The sequence below is a fragment of the Streptomyces sp. NPDC050264 genome (genome assembly GCF_040655895.1).
In the GTDB taxonomy this organism is placed as follows: domain Bacteria; phylum Actinomycetota; class Actinomycetes; order Streptomycetales; family Streptomycetaceae; genus Streptomyces.
In genome coordinates this window covers 11,883-28,222 of record NZ_JBFAKV010000045.1, presented here as the reverse complement: position 1 = coordinate 28,222, position 16,340 = coordinate 11,883, and the positions used below count along the sequence as shown (strand labels likewise).

The window sequence follows — 16,340 nt, the reverse complement described above, 5'->3', positions numbered from 1 at the left end:
GCCCGCGACGGCGAGCGGATCCTCGGCCGCGGCATGGAGACGTACCAGGGCGGCGAACCGATCGGCTTCACCGCCTGTCGGGCCCTAGGCGACCGTGGCGCCGGCGGCCGGTTCCCGGGTGCTGTCGTCCGGAGAGGCCGGGGTGCCGAGCACGTCGGTCGGGAACTGCGAGAGCGGTCCGCGGTTGTACTGCGCGGCGACCAGGGCCGCGGCTTCCTCGGGGGTGGCGACGGAGGGCGGGGAGCCCTCCAGCGGCTGCCGCGCGGTCTCCTTTATGAACAGGACCGCGACCGCGCCGACCACGGCCGCCAGCATGATGTAGAACGCCGGCATCAGGTTGTTGCCGGTGGCACTGGTCAGGCCCTCCATCACGAGCGGCGTCGTGCCGCCGAAGAGGGAGCCGGCGACGTTGAAGGAGATCGCGAGCGCCGAGTAGCGCACTTCCGTCGGGAAGAGCGACGGCAGCACCGCGGACATCGTCGCGAGGAACGTCAGCAGGCAGAGCCCGAGCAGCAGCAGACCGGCGTAGATCGCCACGTGGCCGCCCGTGCGCAGCAACAGGAACGCCGGCACGGTCAGCACGACGAAGCCGGCCATGCCGGTGAGCAGTACGGGCTTGCGGCCGATGCGGTCGGAGAGGCTGCCGAGCGGGTGAACGAGGCACATCAGCACGACCATGACGACGACGAGCGCGACGAGCCCGGCGGTGGAGCCGTACTTCAGTTCGTCGGTGAGGTACGTCGGCATGTACGACAGCAGGCCGTAGTCGGCGATGTCGTAGGCGGCGACGAGGATCATGCACAGCGTCAGCGCGCGCCAGTGGTCACGGAAGAACGGACCGAAGCGGAACTTCGGGCGCTCGGCGCCGCTCTGCTCCAGTTCCTGGTAGGCCGGGGTGTCCTCCAGCTTGAGCCGCATGTACAGGCCGATCAGGCCGAGCGGACCGGCGACGAGGAACGGCACACGCCAGCCCCAGGAGGTCATCGCGCCGTCGTCCAGGACGGTCGTCAGGATGGTGACGAGACCGGCCGCGCCCACGTATCCGGCGAGCGTGCCGAACTCCAGATAGCTGCCGAAGAAGCCGCGCTTCTTGTCGGGCGCGTACTCGGCGATGAAGGTGGCGGCACCGCCGTACTCACCGCCGGTCGAGAAGCCCTGGATGACACGGAAGAGGAGCAGCAGGGCCGGCGCCCAGATGCCGATGGCGGCGTACGAGGGCACCAGGCCGATGCCGAAGGTGCCGAGCGCCATCATGATCATGGTGAGGGACAGGACCTTCTTGCGACCGATGCGGTCGCCGAGCGGCCCGAACACGAACCCGCCGATCGGCCGCAGCAGGAAGGCCGCGGCGAACGCACCGAACGAGGCGAGGGTCTGGGCCGTCGGGTTGCCCGACGGGAAGAACACCTTGCCCAGGGTGACGGCCATATAGGAGTAGATGCCGAAGTCGAACCACTCCATGGCGTTGCCGAGCATCGCGGCTTTCACCGCGCGCCGCACCGTCGGCTCCTCGGTCACCGTGATGTCACTGCGTCGCAGCTTGGGGTTGCGCCGCCGCTCGATCACCCGGAACAGGCCACGGTGGCGGCGTACCGCCTCCGGATTCCATTCCGGCTCACTGTCACTTGCCGCCTGCGTCGTCTCCGCGCTCACGGACGGTTTCCTTCCTCTGGCATCCCGCCGGACGAGGGTGGCCCGGTTGCCCGGTACGCACCATTGATCTCCACGATCGATGATGTGCCTCCTTGGCCGGAGGCGCATCATCGTCCGAACGGGAAGGTCAACACCTTCTGGCAGCCCCGCTTGCCCAGTGATCGTCACTTCACACACCTGCGTGTGCCGGCGGATCACATCTCGGGGGCTGCGGTCTCCTGGAGGGTTCCGTCGGCGAGCCGCAGCCAGCGGTTCACCCCGATCGCGGCGAGGAACCGCTCGTCGTGGCTGATCACCATGAAGGCGCCCTGGTAGGAGTTGAGCGCGCTTTCGAGTTGCCCGGCACTGACCAGGTCGAGATTGTTGGTCGGCTCGTCGAGCAGGAGCAGATGAGGGGCCGGTTCGGCGCACAGCACGCAGGCCAGGGTGGCGCGCAGCCGTTCGCCGCCGGAGAGCACCCCGGCCGGCAGGTGTGCCCGTGCGCCCCGGAAGAGGAAGCGGGCGAGCAGGTTCATCCGCTCCGCCTCGGGCCGCTCGGGGGCGAAGGCGGCGAAGTTCTCCGCCACGGTGCGGTCGAGATCGAGCAGGTCAAGGCGCTGCGAGAGGTAGGCGATCCGGCCGTCGTTGCGTTTGATCTCCCCGCTGTCCGGCGGGAGATCGCCGGTGACCAGCCGCATCAGGGTGGTCTTTCCGCCGCCGTTGGGCCCGGTCAGCGCGATCCGCTCGGGGCCGCGCACGGACAGGTCGACGCCGCCGTCGGCGAACACGGCCCGACCGGCGTGGCGGACCTGCATCCCCTCACCGAGGAAGAGGTTGCGTCCGGCGGGCACCTGGGTGTCGGGCAGTTCGAGGGTGAGCCGCTGCTCGTCGCGCAGGGCGCGTCCGGCCTCGTCGAGCCGGCCCTTGGCCTCGCCGACCCGGGCCGCGTGCATCTGACCGGCCCGGCCGGCGGACTCCTGCGCGCCGCGCTTCATGTTGCCGGCGAAGATGCGGGGCAGGCCGGCGCTCTTGAGATTGCGGGCGGCGTTGCTCTGGCGCCGCTCGGCGCGCTCGCGGGCCTGCTGCAGCTCACGCTTCTCCCGCTTGAGTTCCTGCTCGGCGTTGCGGATGTTCTTCTCGGCGACCTCCTGCTCGGCGCGCACGGCTTCCTCGTACTCGGTGAAGTCCCCGCCGTAGAGGCGCAGTTCGTCGCTGCCGAGTTCGGCGATACGTTCCATGCGGTCGAGCAGCGCGCGGTCGTGGCTGACCAGCAGCAGACAGCCGTTGAAGTCGGTGAGTACGTCGTAGAGCCTGTGCCGGGCCTCCAGGTCGAGGTTGTTGGTCGGCTCGTCGAGCAGGAGCACGTCGGGACGCCTGAGGAGCTGGGCGGCGAGGCCGAGGGAGACGACCTGGCCACCACTGAGCGTGCTCAGGCTCCGGTCCAGGGCGAGGCCGGCGAGCCCGAGACGGTCGAGCTGGGCGCGAGTGCGCTCCTCGATGTCCCAGTCGTCGCCGATGGTGGTGAAGTGCTCCTCGCTCACGTCGCCGGATTCGACGGCGTCCAGGGCGCGGATCACGGCGGCGATACCGAGTACCTCGGCGACCGTGAGGTTGCCGGTCAGCGGCAGGCTCTGGGGGAGGTGGCCCAGCGTCCCGTCGACCGAGATCGAGCCGGTGGCGGGCTTGAGTTCTCCGGCGATCAGCCTGAGCAGCGTGCTCTTTCCGGAGCCGTTGGGGGCGACCAGGCCCGTGCGGCCGGTGGCCATGCTGAAGGACAGGTCCTGGAAGACGGGGGTGTCGTCAGGCCAGGCGAAGGAGACGTTCGAGCAGATGATGGCGGCTTCGGACATGGGAGTGACCTCGAAGGGTTGAGGGCAGACAGACCTCTGCCCTGGGCAGGGTGGGGGAAAGGGGTACGACGAACCGGCCACGTCGGCAGCGCTCTCGCGCGCCGTCCGGTGGCTGATCAGATCCGGATCTCATCCGGAGATGTCGTCGTCACCCGCCACGTCTGCCACTCCTCGATTGCACAGTTCAGGTCGCTCGCAGCGTAGCAGGAGCCGATCTCTACGTGTTCGTCTTTTGGTCTCAAGGCCGACGTCCCGCTGAGCCGGTACCTCTACGCCGAGAAACATATCTGAACGCACCTCTGCGTCACCGGTTCAACCGGTGATAGAGTCCGGACCAATCTTCCGCAGCCCCACGCGGCTGCCCCGTTCATGTGCCGTGCTCGTGACCGCATGTGTCGTCACGCCCAGGCACACCTTCTTCCGGAACGGAAAAATCATGAAGCGACTTCTCACTGTCTTCGCGGCCGGTGTTCCGCTGGCCGCGGCGGTGTATCTGCCGACCGCGTCGGCAGCGCCCCGGGAAAGCTCCGGTCCCACGGCGTCCTCGTGTACGACGGCGTCCGTGCAGGCCCCGGCCGGTACCGAGGTCGAGTCCGTGACGGCGGTGCGCCAGGAGGGCGGCACCGTCCACGGGAGCGGAGTCCTGGGCGGTACGGTCACCGGCGTGCCCGCCTACTGCGAGGTGACGGTCACCCTTGCTCATCCGGGCGACGACGACCACGCCGAAGTGCGGACCTGGCTGCCCGTGAACGGCTGGAACGGCCGCTTCCAGGCGCTCGGCGGCAGCGCTTACGCGGCCGGGGACAACGGCACCGGTCTGGCCGCCGCCGTCAAGAACGGCTACGCCGTGACCACCACCGACGCCGGGGTCGGGGACGTCATCGACGTCGGCTGGGCACTGAACAGCAAGGGGCAGGTCGACACCGCCCTGTTGAAGAACTTCACCTCCCGCTCCCAGCACGAGGCGTCGGTCGTCGGCAAGCGGGTCGTCGACGACGTGTACGGCAGGAGCGCGGCCTACTCCTACTTCAACGGCTGTTCCACCGGCGGACGTCAGGGCTACATGGAGGCCCAGCGCCACCCCGACGACTTCGACGGCATCCTCGCCAACGCGCCCGCCATCAACTGGGACGAGTTCGAGGTCGCCACACTGTGGCCGCAGGTGGTCATGAACAACGAGAAGACCTACCCGACCTCCTGCGAGTTCAAGACCTTCACCGACGCCGCCGTCAAGGCCTGCGACCCGCTCGACGGAGCCACGGACGGCCTGGTCGACGACCCGTCCCGGTGCGACTTCGACCCGCGCCGGCTGATCGGCACCAAGGTGGTGTGCGAGGGCAGGGAGCTGACCGTCACGGCGGCCGACGCGGCCGTGGTCCGCAAGATCTGGGACGGCCCGCGCACCACGTCGGGGAAGAAGCTGTGGCCCGGCGTCCCGGTCGGCGCCGACCTGTCGGGCCTCGCCGATATAACGGACCCCGACGAGAACGGCGACGTCAAGGGCGCACCGTTCTCCGTGCCTCAGTACTGGGTCGCGTCGTGGGTGAAGAAGCAGCCCTCGTTCGACGTCTCGACGATCACCTACAACCAGTTCACCCAGCTGTTCAAGCAGTCCGAAGCCGAGTACGACACGGTCATCGGGACCGACGACCCCGACCTGTCCGCCTACCGCGACTCCGGGGGCAAGCTCCTGAGCTGGCACGGCCTGGCAGACCAGTACATCCCGGCCCAGGGCACTGCCGGATACCGCGAGCAGGTCGAGCGGAAGATGGGCGGGACCAAGCGCGTGGACGACTTCTACCGGCTCTTCCTCGCGCCGGGCACGGTCCACTGCGGCCTCAACAAGGGCGACGGCACGACCGACGACCTCGGTGCGCTGAGGACCTGGGTCGAGCACGGCAAGGCCCCCGAGACGCTGCCCGCCACCCTGATCAACTCCTCCGGGCAGAGCGTCGCCCGTGACCTGTGCAGCTACCCGAAGGTCTCCCGCTGCACGGGGCACGGCGACCGCACCCTCGCCGCGGGCTTCCGCCGCGTCTCCCCGCCCCGGCGCTGACGGAGGCGCCGGGTCCCGGTGAATTGAGAAAGGCCGAACCGTCATGGACCCGCAGCCACCGGCGCCCGCCGCGGAGGCGTCCCGGCGGCGGGAGTGGCAGCTACGGCACTTGACGGGCGTGGCGGTCATCTCCGGGTGACGCTGTCCTGGGGTCTTCCCGGAGCGAGCGCTGGTACTGGCCGGGTGTCTGTCCGACGAGGTTCGTGAACGCGTCGATGAAGGCGCTCGGATTCGCCCATCCGCAGGCGGTCGCCGTGTTGATCACCGAGACCTCCCCGGCCAGCAGCAGAAGTGCGTGGTGGACGCGGAGTTGTGTGCGCCATTGAGGGAAGCTCATGCCGGTCTCCTGCTGGAAGAGCCTGCTGAGCGTGCGTTCACTGGCGCCGACCTGATGACCGAGTTGGCCGAGCGTGAGAGGGGCCGACAGCCCCTTCTCGACAAGAGCGACAACGGCGCGGAGCCGGTCGTCGTGGGGTTCGGGAAGGTGCAGCGGTTGTTCGGGCGCGGTGGTGATGTCGTCGATGATCACCCGGCGCAGACGTGAGCGTGCTCCCGCGGAACGGCGCTCGGAACCGGTCAAGGTCAACGTGGCCTCGCGTGCGAGCGGCGTCATGACGAGCACCGCGGGATGCGCGGGCAGCAGTGCGGCCAGGCTCGGCGCCATGAAGACGATGCGCATGTCGGTCCGGCCATGGGCGCGGTGCTGATGCTCGAAACCCGCGGGGATCCAGACGACCCGATTCGACGGGGCGGTCCATGAACCGACCGGGGTCACGAGCGAGAGCACGCCGGTGGCCGGGTACACCAGGTGTCCGCGAGTGTGCTGGTGCTCGGGAGTGCGCTCGTCGTGCCCGAGCAGGAAGACGTGCTCGCGAAGGACGTGTTCGAGCGGCAGCGGCTCGTGGCGGGTTTTGGGCATCTCGCGTCAGATTATCAGTTGGCCGCCCCGGTCGGCCTCGGATGGACTGTGGCCGTAGCCCGTCGCCACACGTGTGCCGACGGACTCGCGCTACGCCACACACCTCCCCGGGCGACCGGGGATCGAAAGGACACGACGTGACCGATCTAGTCCAAGAACCGCCGCTGCGAACCCGGCCCCGCAGAAGGGCCCGCGGCAGGCTCAGCACTGCCGTGCTGGCGGTCGGACTCCTCACAGCCGCGTTCAACCTGCGCATCGGTGTCGCCTCGGTCGGCCCGGTGCTGTCGGACATCCAGGCGGACCTCGGCCTCTCCGAGGTTGTCGTCAGCCTCCTCACGACCATTCCTGTCGTGGCGTTCGGCGCCTTCGCGTTCGTCACCCCGGCACTGAGCCGCCGCCTGGGCCTGCATCGGCTCCTCGGAGCGACGATGATCGCGCTCGCGGTCGGCATCACCCTGCGTCTCCAGCCGGGTCTCGGCGGCCTCTTCATCGGAACCGTCGTCATCGGTGCGTCGATAGCGATCGCCAACGTCATCATGCCGGCCGCGATCAAGCGGGACTTCTCGCGCCACATCGGCCTGATGACGGGTCTGTACGCGACCGCACTCTCTGTCGGCGCCGCGTTCGCCGCGGGCGCCACGGTGCCGTTGCTGTCCTGGGTCGGCGGCGGTTGGCGACCGACGCTGGCGCTGTGGGCGATTCCCGCCCTCGTCGCCTTCCTCATCCTCATCCCGCGGTTGCGGCATGCCCCCGTCCGTGATCCCCGGACCCATGATGTCGCCGACGCCCCGTCGGATGCCGGCGAACCCACCGTCCGCGCCCTCACGCGTGATCCGGTCGCCCTCGCCGTGACCGCGCTCATGGGTCTGCAGGGCATGAGCTACTACGCGGCCCTGACCTGGGTTCCGACCCTGTTCCAGGACGCGGGTATGGACGCGGACACGGCCGGCTGGATGCTGTCGTACTCGGCCTTCTTCGGTATCGCCGCGTCTCTCGTGTCGCCCGCGCTCGCCAAGCGGACCGGTCCGGCCTGGATTCCGGTCGCGGTCGCCGTGGTGCTGACCGGGGCCGCCTTCGTCGGTCTGGCCACGGCGCCCATGTCGGCGTCATACGTGTGGATGACCATGCTCGGGCTCGGCCAGGGTGCTTCCCTCAGCCTGTCCCTCACCTACATCGTCTGGCGCTCGCCCGATGCCAAGCACACCGGCCATGTCTCCATGATGGCCCAGGGGTTCGGCTACCTCCTGGCCGGCCTCGGTCCCATCGGCCTCGGTGCGCTGCACACGGCGACGGGGGGCTGGACCGTCCCGCTCATGGCACTCATCGGCCTGCTCGTCCTGCAGATGTGGGCCGGTGCGCTCGCGAGCCGTGACCGCCACGTACTTGGTGGCCGCGGCTGAGGGACGACCGCGCTGCCCCAAGCCGTGCACCGCGGCCCGGGGTGTCGCCGCGTCAGCGCGCGCCGAGCCCGTGCAGCAGAGTGTCGACGACGATGTCCGAAGCCTGCCCGGGACTCAGCTCGGGCAGCTGCCGGGACACCAGGTGCATGAGCTGGGGCAGCAGCGCGCTCGCCCATCCCGATGGCTGGTCGGCCCGCAGGAGCCCTTCGTCGGCGGCGCGTTGGAGGAAGACGTCGACTTCGTGGGCGGACGCGTCGCGGCGTTGGCGGACGGCGTGGTCGGCCAGCATGTGGGCGAGGTCGACGGGCCAGGTGCGGTTGACCGCGATGATGTTCTCCGCATACCGGTGCAGAGCGACGGCTACGGGTGCTTCGGTCAGCCGGGCGTCCTGGATGGCGTGTTCGATGGCGGTGAGGCGGGCTTCGTAGATGGCCGCGAGAAGGTCCTCACGGGAGGCGAAGCGCCGGTAGACGGTGCGCCGGTCCACGCCTGCTTCGGTGGCGATGCTCGCGATGCTGGTGCCCGGATCGGTGGCGAGCATGCGGGCTCCGGTGGTCAGGACGGCTTCCAGGTTGCGTGCTGCGTCGGCTCTCACCGTGCCGAGTCTAATCCGGAAATGTGGAGGCTGAGCCACCTAAAGCCATCCTGGCGTGGAGCTCGACTTTCTAAGTGCTATAGGGCAGTGGCATTTAAAGTCGACGTGAACGCGCCGCGCAGGGGCTTGTCCCGGCCGGGATCTGCCCGGCCCGGACCTGCGCCGTCAGTAGCGTCACTTCATGGACTGGTGACGAAGCTGCTGGGTGCAGGAACTCACAGGTGGTCGGCGTCGATGACCGCCTGGGCGAACGTGGTGGGCGCTTCCTGCGGCAGGTTGTGTCCGATGTCCGCGATGGTGCGGTGCTCGTACGGCCCGGTGAAGTGATCGCGGTAGCCGGCGCCGTCGCCGGGCGGGGTGAAGGGGTCGAGGGCCGCGTCGAGGGTGATGGTGGGCACGCCGATGGAAGGCTGGGCGGCGAGCTGCTTCTCGTAGCGGTCGTAACGGGGTTCACCTTCGATGAGTCCGATGCGCCAGCGGTAGTTGTACAGCACGATGTCGGCGTAGTCGGGGTTCTTGAAGGCCTCCGCGGTGCGCTGGAAAGTGGCGTCGTCGAAGTCCCAGTTGGGGGAGACGAGGGTCCATACGTAGCGGCACAGCTCGACGCGCTTGTCGGGATGTTCCATGGTCTTCTTGCCGCGTTCGGTGGCGAAGTACCACTGGTACCACCAGTTGTGTTCGACGGCGGGGGCCGCTGGCTCCAGCTGAGACTGGACGTTGGTGATGACGTAGCCGCTGGTGGAGACGAGAGCCTTGACGCGCTGGGGCCACAGGGCGGCGATGATGTCGGCGGTCCGCGAGCCCCAGTCGAAACCGGCGAACACCGCCTCGTGGATCTTGAGTTCGTCCATCAGGGCGATGATGTCGAGGGCGATGGCGGACTGCTCGGCGTTGCGGGGGGTGTGGCGGGAGAGGAAGCGGGTGCTGCCGTGTCCGCGCAGGTAGGGAACGATGACGCGGTAGCCCAGGTCGGCGAGGAGCGGGGCGACGTCGACATAGCTGTGGATGTCGTAGGGCCAGCCGTGCAGGCACATGACGACCGGGCCGTGGGCCGGCCCGAGCTCGGCGTATCCGATGTCGAGGACGCCCGCCTTGACATGCTTCAGCTGGGGGAAACCGGTGTGGGTGCCGGGCGTGACGGTCGGCACGGTGGGGGCGGGCTTTCCGTTCGGCCGTTCCGGGGTGGTCGCGGCGGACGCCTGGGCGTGCAGGCCGGACAGTGAGACGGCCGCCGCGCCGGTGCCGAGGCCCACGGCCGTGCTGAAAGTGCGCCTGTTGATCATGTGAATCCTCCATCGTGTGTGTCCGGTGACGTGTCAGCGCCTGAAAGCCCTTCGCCCGTCCACGAAGGACCGCGGCTTCGGCGCGATGACCCTCACATGTGGCCCGTCACCTGTCAATCAGGTGACGCATGGCGGTTCTCGTTACGGACTCTCCTCTGCGGAGGGCCGAGCAACATCAGACACATGTGGGTGGGGTGTGGCGGCGGTGTCAGGTGTGTTGCGCCGCAATGCCGACTCTCGCCTCTGAACGTAGCAGCGGTGGACGCATTCATGGGACGCTAGCAACTGTAAGTGCTACAGTAATGAGTCACTTAAGGCGTGGATGCCTGAACCGGCTGCACTGCATCGCATGGGAGAGAGAAAGCGCATGATCACCTACGACCGTCTTTTCATCGGGGGCTCCTGGGCCGAGCCGAGCGGTCCGGAGTTGCTCGACATCGCCTCGCCGCACGACCGGACGGTGGTCGGCCGCGCCGCGCAGGCGAAGCCGGCGGATGTGGACCGCGCCGTTGCCGCGGCACGGGCGTCCTTCGAGGCGGGCACGTGGCGGCTGACCCCGCCGGCCGAGCGGATCGCGGTCCTGCGCCGGTTCAATGCGTTGCGCGAGGAGAACGCGGAGAAGATCGCGCACCTCATTTCCCTGGAGAACGGTTCGGCCGGATGGTTCACCCGCGCCGGACAGCCCGGCCTGACCCGGCAGGCGAACGCCTACCTGAAGGCGGCGGAGGAGTTCGGCTGGGAGGAGACGCTTGTCCCCTCGGATCCGGCGTCCCCCGTGCGCAGCGTGGTGCGCCGTGAGGCGATCGGCGTCGTGGCCGCGGTGATTCCGTGGAACTCGCCGTTCTCCTCGGCCACTTCGAAGATCATCCCGGCCCTCGTCGCCGGCAATTCCGTGGTTCTCAAGGTGTCCCCGGAGACCTCGCTGAGCATGGGTTTCCTGGCCGAACTGCTGGAGCGGGTGGGGCTGCCCGAGGGTGTGATCAGCGTCCTGCCCGCAGATCGTGAGACCAGTGAGTACCTGGTGTCGCACGAGGAGGTCGACAAGATCGCCTTCACCGGCTCGACGGGGGCGGGCCGCCGCATCGCCTCGATCGCGGGCGGGCAGCTCAAGCGGGTCGGTCTCGAACTGGGCGGCAAGTCCGCCGTCATCATCCTTCCCGACGCCGACATCACGAAGGCCGTCGCGGGCGTGAAGTTCGGCTCCCTGCTCAACAACGGCGAGTCGTGCATCGCCCAGACCAGGATCCTGGCCCCGCGCAGCCGGTACGAGGAGGTCGTGGCCGGGCTGAAGGAGCTGGTGGAGTCGCTGAAGGTCGGCGACCCCAACGATCCCGACACCTTCATCGGCCCGATGATCCGCCCCGACCAGCAAGAACGTGTACGCAACTACATTCAGCTCGGCATCGAGGAAGGTGCCCGCCTGGTCACCGGTGGCCCGCACGTTCCCGAAGGCCTGGAGAAGGGCAACTACGTCACACCGACCGTATTCGCCGACGTCGACAACTCCATGCGGATCGCGCAGGAGGAGATCTTCGGCCCGGTCCTCGTCGTCATCGCCTACGACGACGAGGACGACGCCGTCCGTATCGCCAACGACTCCGAGTACGGCCTCTCCGGCGGCATCTGGTCCTCCGACGAGGAGCACGCCTTCGCCGTCGCCCGCCGCGTGCGCACCGGCACCGTCACGGTCAACGGCGCCTCCGTCGCCTTCGACGGCCCGTTCGGCGGCTTCAAGGCCAGCGGCATCGGCCGCGAGTACGGCGCGGTCGGCCTCGGCGCCTACACCGAGTACAAGACCATCACGGTATGACCGCGGACGGCCGGCCCCGAGGCTGAAGCCCACCCGCCCCGGCCTTGTCACCGCCCCGGCGGAGGGCTGCTACGCGCCCGGCGGCGAAGTTCACCTGCGCGACGGTTCCTTGACGGAGATGCCCGGCATGGGGATGCTCGTAACCGGTTGAAGCGGTGACGAGAACACATTCGTGCGCATGCATCGCGCGCTCCGGATCGAACGCGAGGAAGCGACATGATCAGCAGGCGGAGACCGGCCCCGGCAATGGCGGCGGCAGCGACGGCGGGGGTCGCTGGGCTTGCGGGGGCCGGTCCGGGCGCGGCCGCCACCACGGCCGCGGCCTCAACCGGCCCGATCGCGTACGACCTTGGGCCGGTGCGCCGGATCCGTACCGCCGTACTGGACATCGCCTATCACGACGTCGGCCCGGCGCATGGCAAGCCGGTGATCCTCCTGCACGGATGGCCGTTCAGTCCTGTGGGCTCCTACGCGGAGGTCGCGCCCGCGCTCGCCCGGCGCGGATATCGTTGCTATGTCCCCTACTTGCGCGGCCACGGGCAGACGCGCTTCCTCCGAGCGGACACCTTCCGCTCCGGTCAACAAGCGGCGCTGGGCTCGGACTTGATCGACTTCATGGACGTTTTGCGCGTCCCGCGGGCCCTGTTCGCCGGATACGACTGGGGCGGGCGTGCCGCTGATGTCGCCGCCGCCCTGTGGCCCGAGCGCTGCACCGGTCTGGTCTCCGTGAACGGCTACCTCATCCAGAATCTCGCCGCCGCCCAGGAGCCGATGGTCCCCGCGATCGAGGAGGGTTCCTGGTACTTCTTCTACTTCCTCACCGAGCGCGGGCGGAAGGGGCTCCAGCGTGACAGGGAGGGGCTGGCCCGCGTCGTCTGGCACCGCAACTCGCCCGAATGGCGGTTCACCGAGGCCGAGTTCGCGCAGGCGGCCGAGGCGTGGAGCAACCTTGACCACGTCGACGTCGTGATCCACAGCTACCGGCACCGCCTGGCCGCAGCCCCCGGCGACCCCCGGTACGCTGAACCGGAGCGGAGACTGCTGGACCAGCCGAAGATCACTGTTCCCACGGTCACTTTGGACGGCCGGGCCGACGGCGTCACCCCACCGACCGACGGCAGCGGATATGCCGCCCACTTCTCAGGCCCCTGGACCCACCACGTCGTCCCGGGCGCCGGCCACAACCTTCCTCAGGAGCGGCCGGGGGCGTTCGCCGCCGCGATTCTCGAAGTCGACGCCATGGGATGACTTCGCCCGGAACGCGCATCGTCACCGCCTTGACAGGTGACGACATTTGAGACACGCTGACGATCGTCCTGGACAGCGATCGGGACGTCATCCACGTTCGGGGAAGTGGAGAACCGCCATGAACGAAGAACTCACCGGCGACACCGGCTCAGCAGCCCGGCACGCGCGCTTCGGCAGCCTTCCCGAGCGCATCCCCTTCGAGGACATGACCGAAGAGGTCGACACCGGGCAGGGCGGCAGAGCGAACGGCTCGTACACCCCCGAGGGCTCGTGGAAGTACTACTCTTGCCTGGCTCTCGACATGGGGCTCTAGATCCCGTACGGCCCTTCCGGGCGACGGGCGGACGCCGGATACGGCAGCTGCGGCTGTCGTCGGCTTCGAAAGGTGACGATGGAATCGGCTCCCGCAAGAACTGCGACCGCAGCGCAGGAGAACCCGGCTGCACGAGCCGTCACGGACAGTCTGCAACCCCGCAACGTACTCGTGGCCGGCATGCTCGGAATCGGGGTCGCCGCCACCGGCGACCTCTCCGGTGTGCCGTGGGGACTGCTCGGCGCCCTGTGCGCGGGCATCGTGCCCGCTGGCTACATCGAGTACGAGCGCAGGCGCGGCACTTGGGGAGACCGCCACGTCGTCGACCGCACGAAGCGGGCGCCCATCTTTCTCGTCATCCTGATGTCGATCGGCGTGGGGGTCCTGGTGATGCTGCTGGGCCATGCCCCGCCGGACATCCTGCGGGCCATGATCGCGCTGTGGGTGATGACGGTCGTCCTCCTGAGCGTCAACACCGTATGGAAGATCTCGGTCGACTCCGCGGTGGCCTCGGCCGTCGTGGCACTGCTTGCTGTCGTCCACTCGCCCTGGTGGTTGCTCGGCTATTCGATTGCCGCCGCGGTGTGCTGGTCGCGCGTCGCCCTGCGCCATCACACCGTGCTGCAGACCGTCACCGGCGCTGCGCTGGGCGCGCTCACCACAGTTGTGTGGGCCGTGGCGTGAGGAACCGCCCCGGCCCGGACGGGCGCGGGAGCCTCTCGGGTGTTCACCCTGACGGCTACAAGGCGGCTGGCGATCTCCCGGGGCTGCGCGACGCGGCCCAGGGCCCGCGCGTGCGGGACCGCGCTTTGGGCGCCTTCAGCAGGGAGATCGCCCAGAGTGGGTTCGTCGGCCTCTTTCACTGCCTTGCCCTCTTGCGGTGGCGGTTCCGTCCTCCCTGCGTGCGTTCGACGGCGGCCGGCGTCGTGCTCCGTCACGAGGGCTCCGCCTCGCGGTACAGCACGAGGTGCTCGTGGTGCAGCGCTCCGTTCCGGATGTCGCCCGTGGCCGTGAAACCGGTGTCGTCCACGTAGTCCAGGTGGTTGCCGGACACGGTGTAGCGGCCGGTGTACGCGCTGCGCCGGGTGCCCCGGGCCTCGTCGTAGCTGCCGTCGGGCAGGAGTTCCTGGCGGATGTGACCGTCGGCGGTCACCCACATGCCGACCACGTCGGCGTTCTCGGGCGCATGGTCGTGGCTGACGGTCTTTCGGTGTTCGCGGCCATGGCGGTCTCCCTCTCGGCGGTGCGGTGATCGATGTCGTACTCGGCCGAGTCTGTTCAGGTCGGAAGCGGCCGACCAGGACGTGCGCGGCCTGGGTGTGACACACCCAGGCCGCGCACCGGGCCGCCGCCCAGCCTGGAGGTATGGACAACAACCACCTGGGGGAGTTCCTGCGCGCGCCGGGCCGGCCTGCGGCCGGAGGACGTCGGCATGGCGAGTTACGGCGTTCGCCGAGTCGCCGGACTTCGTCGCGAGGAGGTCGCTGTACTGGCCGGGGTGAACGCCGACTACTGCACCCGCCTGGAACAGGGACGCGAACGCCACCCCTCACCCCAGGTGCTGGACGCCCTCGGCCGCGCACTGCACCTCGACACGGACGCCCGGGCGCACCTGTTCAGGCTGGCCGATGCCCCGCTCCAGGACCGGCCCCGCGCCCACGCCACCGAGCAAGTCGGCGCCTCCTTGCGGCAGTTGATGGCGGCTACGCCCACACCCCGGCGTTCGTGATGAACGGGAACCTGGACGTCCTCGCCACCAACGCCCTGACCGAGGCGCTCTACGCCCCGTTCACCCCGGCGGACAACCTGGCCCGCATGACCTTCCTGGACCCGGCCGGCACTTCTACGCTGACTGGGACCGGGCGGCCCAGGCCACTGTCGCCAATCTGCGCCAGGCAGCCGGCTTCGATCCCGACAACCCGGGGCTACGCGAACTCGTGGACCTGCTCAAGGAACACAGCACGACCTTCACGCACTGTGGCAGGCGTACACCGTGCGAGGAAAGACCCGGGACGCGAAACACCTCCTCCACCGCGAGGTCGGCCCCCTCACCCTTACCTACCAGTCCTTCGACGTCCGCGAGGCCCCCGCGCAGCAACTCGTCATCTGTCACGCCGAACCCGGCAGCCCCAGCTCCCAGGGCCTGGACCTCCTCGGCACCCTGCACGCCACACCGGGCTCGGTTCCCGCAACCACCACTGAGGCGCTGAGGCTCCTTCCGAGACGCGACGGCGGCGCAAGCGCGCGGCAACGGTCAGTGCGTCACTTGGACTCGATCCGTCCGACCGGCCCGGGACCTGCCGCCAGCGCCTCGGTGGCGACGTGCCAGGTGTCGTCGCCGGGGTTGAGCGCGCTGCGGAGGTATGCCGTGGTGAGCCGCCCGACGGCGGCGACCCGCTCGGGGTTCTCGTCCGTGGTCTCGGCCACGTCGTAGCCGGGAATCCCGCCGAGGGCGTGCCCGGCGCCGTACAGGGTGAACAGGGACTTGGGGGCGGGAGCCAGGGTGTGGGGGTCGGCGTGCCAGTCCGGCCCCATGTCCGTGAAGTGCCGGGAGTCGTCCTCGTCACCGGCGACGACCAGCGCGGGCGTGGTCATCGTGGAGAAGTCGGTCGTCCTGAAGACGGGCAGGGCGTCGGCCATGGGCCCGTCGAGGACGTCGCCCCTGCCGGGTGCTGCCAGGAGCACACCCGCCTTGATCCGGGGCTCGGCGAGCTTCACTTCCTCCCCGGTGTCGGGGTCGGTGACCCCGGCGCCGAGCAGGAGGCTGGAGGTGAAGCCGCCGAAGGAATGGCCGGCGACGGCGACCTTGGTGTGGTCGATCCGTCCGGCGAGCAGCGGCACGGCCTCCTCGACCACGTCGAGCCGGTCGAGGATGTGCGTCATGTCCTCGGCGCGGGAGCGCCAGAAGAAGGGTGCGCCGGGCTCGTCGGCGACCAGGTGACTCAGAGTCCTGGAGGTGAGGTGGGTGGGCTGGAGGACGGCGAATCCATGTGCCGCCCAGTAGTTGACGAGTGGTGCGTAGCCGTTCAGTGAGGAGAGGTTGTTCGAGGGGCCGTGACCGTGCGAGAACAGGATGACGGGAAGGTTGGTTCCGGTCGCGGGCGCCGTGACACGTATCTGCATGTCCACGGGACGCCCGGGGATGGACAGCACCACCGGGCTGAAGGACAGGACCGGGGCGGGCGTGCCCAGAACGTCGTCTGCGGTGGTGATGTCGGTGGAGGCGTTCACGAT

General features: G+C 69.1%; 14 protein-coding genes and 1 pseudogene. 8 read left to right on the top strand and 7 right to left on the bottom strand.

Annotation, left to right across the window (positions count from 1 at the left end; translation table 11 throughout):
- Window positions 1–84: 84 nt before the first annotated feature.
- Both AB0J02_RS41595 and AB0J02_RS41590 read right to left on the bottom strand, forming a co-directional pair.
- Entirely contained in the window at window positions 85–1,653 is a 1,569-nt protein-coding gene (locus AB0J02_RS41595) for an MFS transporter (protein WP_363199131.1), read from the bottom strand.
- 194 nt (window positions 1,654–1,847) lie between these two features.
- Window positions 1,848–3,482 carry an ABC-F family ATP-binding cassette domain-containing protein gene (locus AB0J02_RS41590; protein WP_363199130.1) on the bottom strand — a complete coding sequence of 545 codons (1,635 nt, stop codon included), beginning with the start codon at window positions 3,480–3,482 and terminating at the stop codon, window positions 1,848–1,850.
- A gap of 436 nt (window positions 3,483–3,918) precedes the next feature.
- Between AB0J02_RS41590 and AB0J02_RS41585 the strand changes: the two genes are divergently transcribed.
- Window positions 3,919–5,538 (top strand): tannase/feruloyl esterase family alpha/beta hydrolase, encoded by a 1,620-nt coding sequence (locus AB0J02_RS41585; RefSeq protein WP_363199129.1) that lies wholly within the window; start codon window positions 3,919–3,921, stop codon window positions 5,536–5,538.
- A 100-nt stretch (window positions 5,539–5,638) separates the two neighbouring features.
- Here AB0J02_RS41585 and AB0J02_RS41580 read toward each other — a convergent pair whose 3' ends face one another.
- On the bottom strand, window positions 5,639–6,457 hold the full coding sequence (locus tag AB0J02_RS41580) for a helix-turn-helix transcriptional regulator (RefSeq protein ID WP_363199128.1): 819 nt from the start codon (window positions 6,455–6,457) through the stop codon (window positions 5,639–5,641).
- Between the two features lie 137 nt (window positions 6,458–6,594).
- On the opposite strand from AB0J02_RS41580, the gene AB0J02_RS41575 reads away from it, so the two are divergent.
- Window positions 6,595–7,857, top strand: coding sequence for an MFS transporter (locus AB0J02_RS41575; protein ID WP_363199127.1), 1,263 nt, complete (start codon window positions 6,595–6,597; stop codon window positions 7,855–7,857).
- Window positions 7,858–7,909: 52 nt separating this feature from the next.
- Here the strand turns inward: AB0J02_RS41575 and AB0J02_RS41570 are convergent, their stop codons facing one another.
- Together AB0J02_RS41570 and AB0J02_RS41565 are read right to left on the bottom strand one after the other, a co-directional pair.
- Window positions 7,910–8,398, bottom strand: a complete 489-nt coding sequence (locus AB0J02_RS41570) for a TetR/AcrR family transcriptional regulator (protein WP_363199133.1) — start codon at window positions 8,396–8,398, stop codon at window positions 7,910–7,912.
- 269 nt (window positions 8,399–8,667) lie between these two features.
- On the bottom strand, window positions 8,668–9,735 hold the full coding sequence (locus AB0J02_RS41565; RefSeq protein ID WP_363199126.1) for an alpha/beta hydrolase: 1,068 nt from the start codon (window positions 9,733–9,735) through the stop codon (window positions 8,668–8,670).
- 367 nt (window positions 9,736–10,102) lie between these two features.
- Here AB0J02_RS41565 and AB0J02_RS41560 point away from each other — a divergent pair, with 367 nt between their 5' ends.
- The 4 genes from AB0J02_RS41560 (at window position 10,103) to AB0J02_RS41545 (ending at window position 13,790) form a co-directional block, all read left to right on the top strand.
- On the top strand, window positions 10,103–11,545 hold the full coding sequence (locus AB0J02_RS41560) for an aldehyde dehydrogenase (protein ID WP_363199132.1): 1,443 nt from the start codon (window positions 10,103–10,105) through the stop codon (window positions 11,543–11,545).
- A 216-nt stretch (window positions 11,546–11,761) separates the two neighbouring features.
- The gene (locus tag AB0J02_RS41555) at window positions 11,762–12,793 is read left to right on the top strand and encodes an alpha/beta hydrolase (RefSeq protein ID WP_363199125.1); all 1,032 of its coding nucleotides are present in this window, start codon (window positions 11,762–11,764) and stop codon (window positions 12,791–12,793) included.
- Between the two features lie 118 nt (window positions 12,794–12,911).
- Entirely contained in the window at window positions 12,912–13,106 is a 195-nt protein-coding gene (locus tag AB0J02_RS41550) for a hypothetical protein (protein ID WP_363199124.1), read from the top strand.
- Window positions 13,107–13,184: 78 nt separating this feature from the next.
- A complete protein-coding gene (locus tag AB0J02_RS41545) occupies window positions 13,185–13,790 on the top strand; it encodes a hypothetical protein (RefSeq protein WP_363199123.1) in 606 nt (201 codons plus the stop codon).
- 250 nt (window positions 13,791–14,040) lie between these two features.
- Here the strand turns inward: AB0J02_RS41545 and AB0J02_RS41540 are convergent, their stop codons facing one another.
- Window positions 14,041–14,274 carry an Atu4866 domain-containing protein gene (locus tag AB0J02_RS41540; protein ID WP_363199122.1) on the bottom strand — a complete coding sequence of 78 codons (234 nt, stop codon included), beginning with the start codon at window positions 14,272–14,274 and terminating at the stop codon, window positions 14,041–14,043.
- Between the two features lie 264 nt (window positions 14,275–14,538).
- Here AB0J02_RS41540 and AB0J02_RS41535 point away from each other — a divergent pair, with 264 nt between their 5' ends.
- Window positions 14,539–14,835: a helix-turn-helix transcriptional regulator gene (locus tag AB0J02_RS41535; protein ID WP_363199121.1), complete on the top strand. Its 297-nt coding sequence runs from the start codon at window positions 14,539–14,541 to the stop codon at window positions 14,833–14,835.
- A pseudogene (locus AB0J02_RS41530) lies at window positions 14,835–15,201 on the top strand (transcriptional regulator); the annotation flags it as partial. The gene AB0J02_RS41535 and the pseudogene AB0J02_RS41530, both read left to right, overlap by 1 nt.
- A gap of 167 nt (window positions 15,202–15,368) precedes the next feature.
- Here AB0J02_RS41530 and AB0J02_RS41525 read toward each other — a convergent pair.
- On the bottom strand, window positions 15,369–16,337 hold the full coding sequence (locus tag AB0J02_RS41525) for a chlorophyllase (protein WP_363199120.1): 969 nt from the start codon (window positions 16,335–16,337) through the stop codon (window positions 15,369–15,371).
- Between the last annotated feature and the right edge of the window lie 3 nt (window positions 16,338–16,340).

Coding starts and splice junctions, on each gene's coding strand:
- AB0J02_RS41590 (WP_363199130.1), bottom strand. CDS start 3,482: ATGTCCGAAGCCGCCATCATCTGCTCGAACGTCTCCTTCGCCTGGCCT.
- AB0J02_RS41585 (WP_363199129.1), top strand. CDS start 3,919: ATGAAGCGACTTCTCACTGTCTTCGCGGCCGGTGTTCCGCTGGCCGCG.
- AB0J02_RS41580 (WP_363199128.1), bottom strand. CDS start 6,457: ATGCCCAAAACCCGCCACGAGCCGCTGCCGCTCGAACACGTCCTTCGC.
- AB0J02_RS41570 (WP_363199133.1), bottom strand. CDS start 8,398: ATGCTCGCCACCGATCCGGGCACCAGCATCGCGAGCATCGCCACCGAA.
- AB0J02_RS41565 (WP_363199126.1), bottom strand. CDS start 9,735: ATGATCAACAGGCGCACTTTCAGCACGGCCGTGGGCCTCGGCACCGGC.
- AB0J02_RS41560 (WP_363199132.1), top strand. CDS start 10,103: ATGATCACCTACGACCGTCTTTTCATCGGGGGCTCCTGGGCCGAGCCG.
- AB0J02_RS41555 (WP_363199125.1), top strand. CDS start 11,762: ATGATCAGCAGGCGGAGACCGGCCCCGGCAATGGCGGCGGCAGCGACG.
- AB0J02_RS41550 (WP_363199124.1), top strand. CDS start 12,912: ATGAACGAAGAACTCACCGGCGACACCGGCTCAGCAGCCCGGCACGCG.
- AB0J02_RS41545 (WP_363199123.1), top strand. CDS start 13,185: ATGGAATCGGCTCCCGCAAGAACTGCGACCGCAGCGCAGGAGAACCCG.
- AB0J02_RS41535 (WP_363199121.1), top strand. CDS start 14,539: ATGGCGAGTTACGGCGTTCGCCGAGTCGCCGGACTTCGTCGCGAGGAG.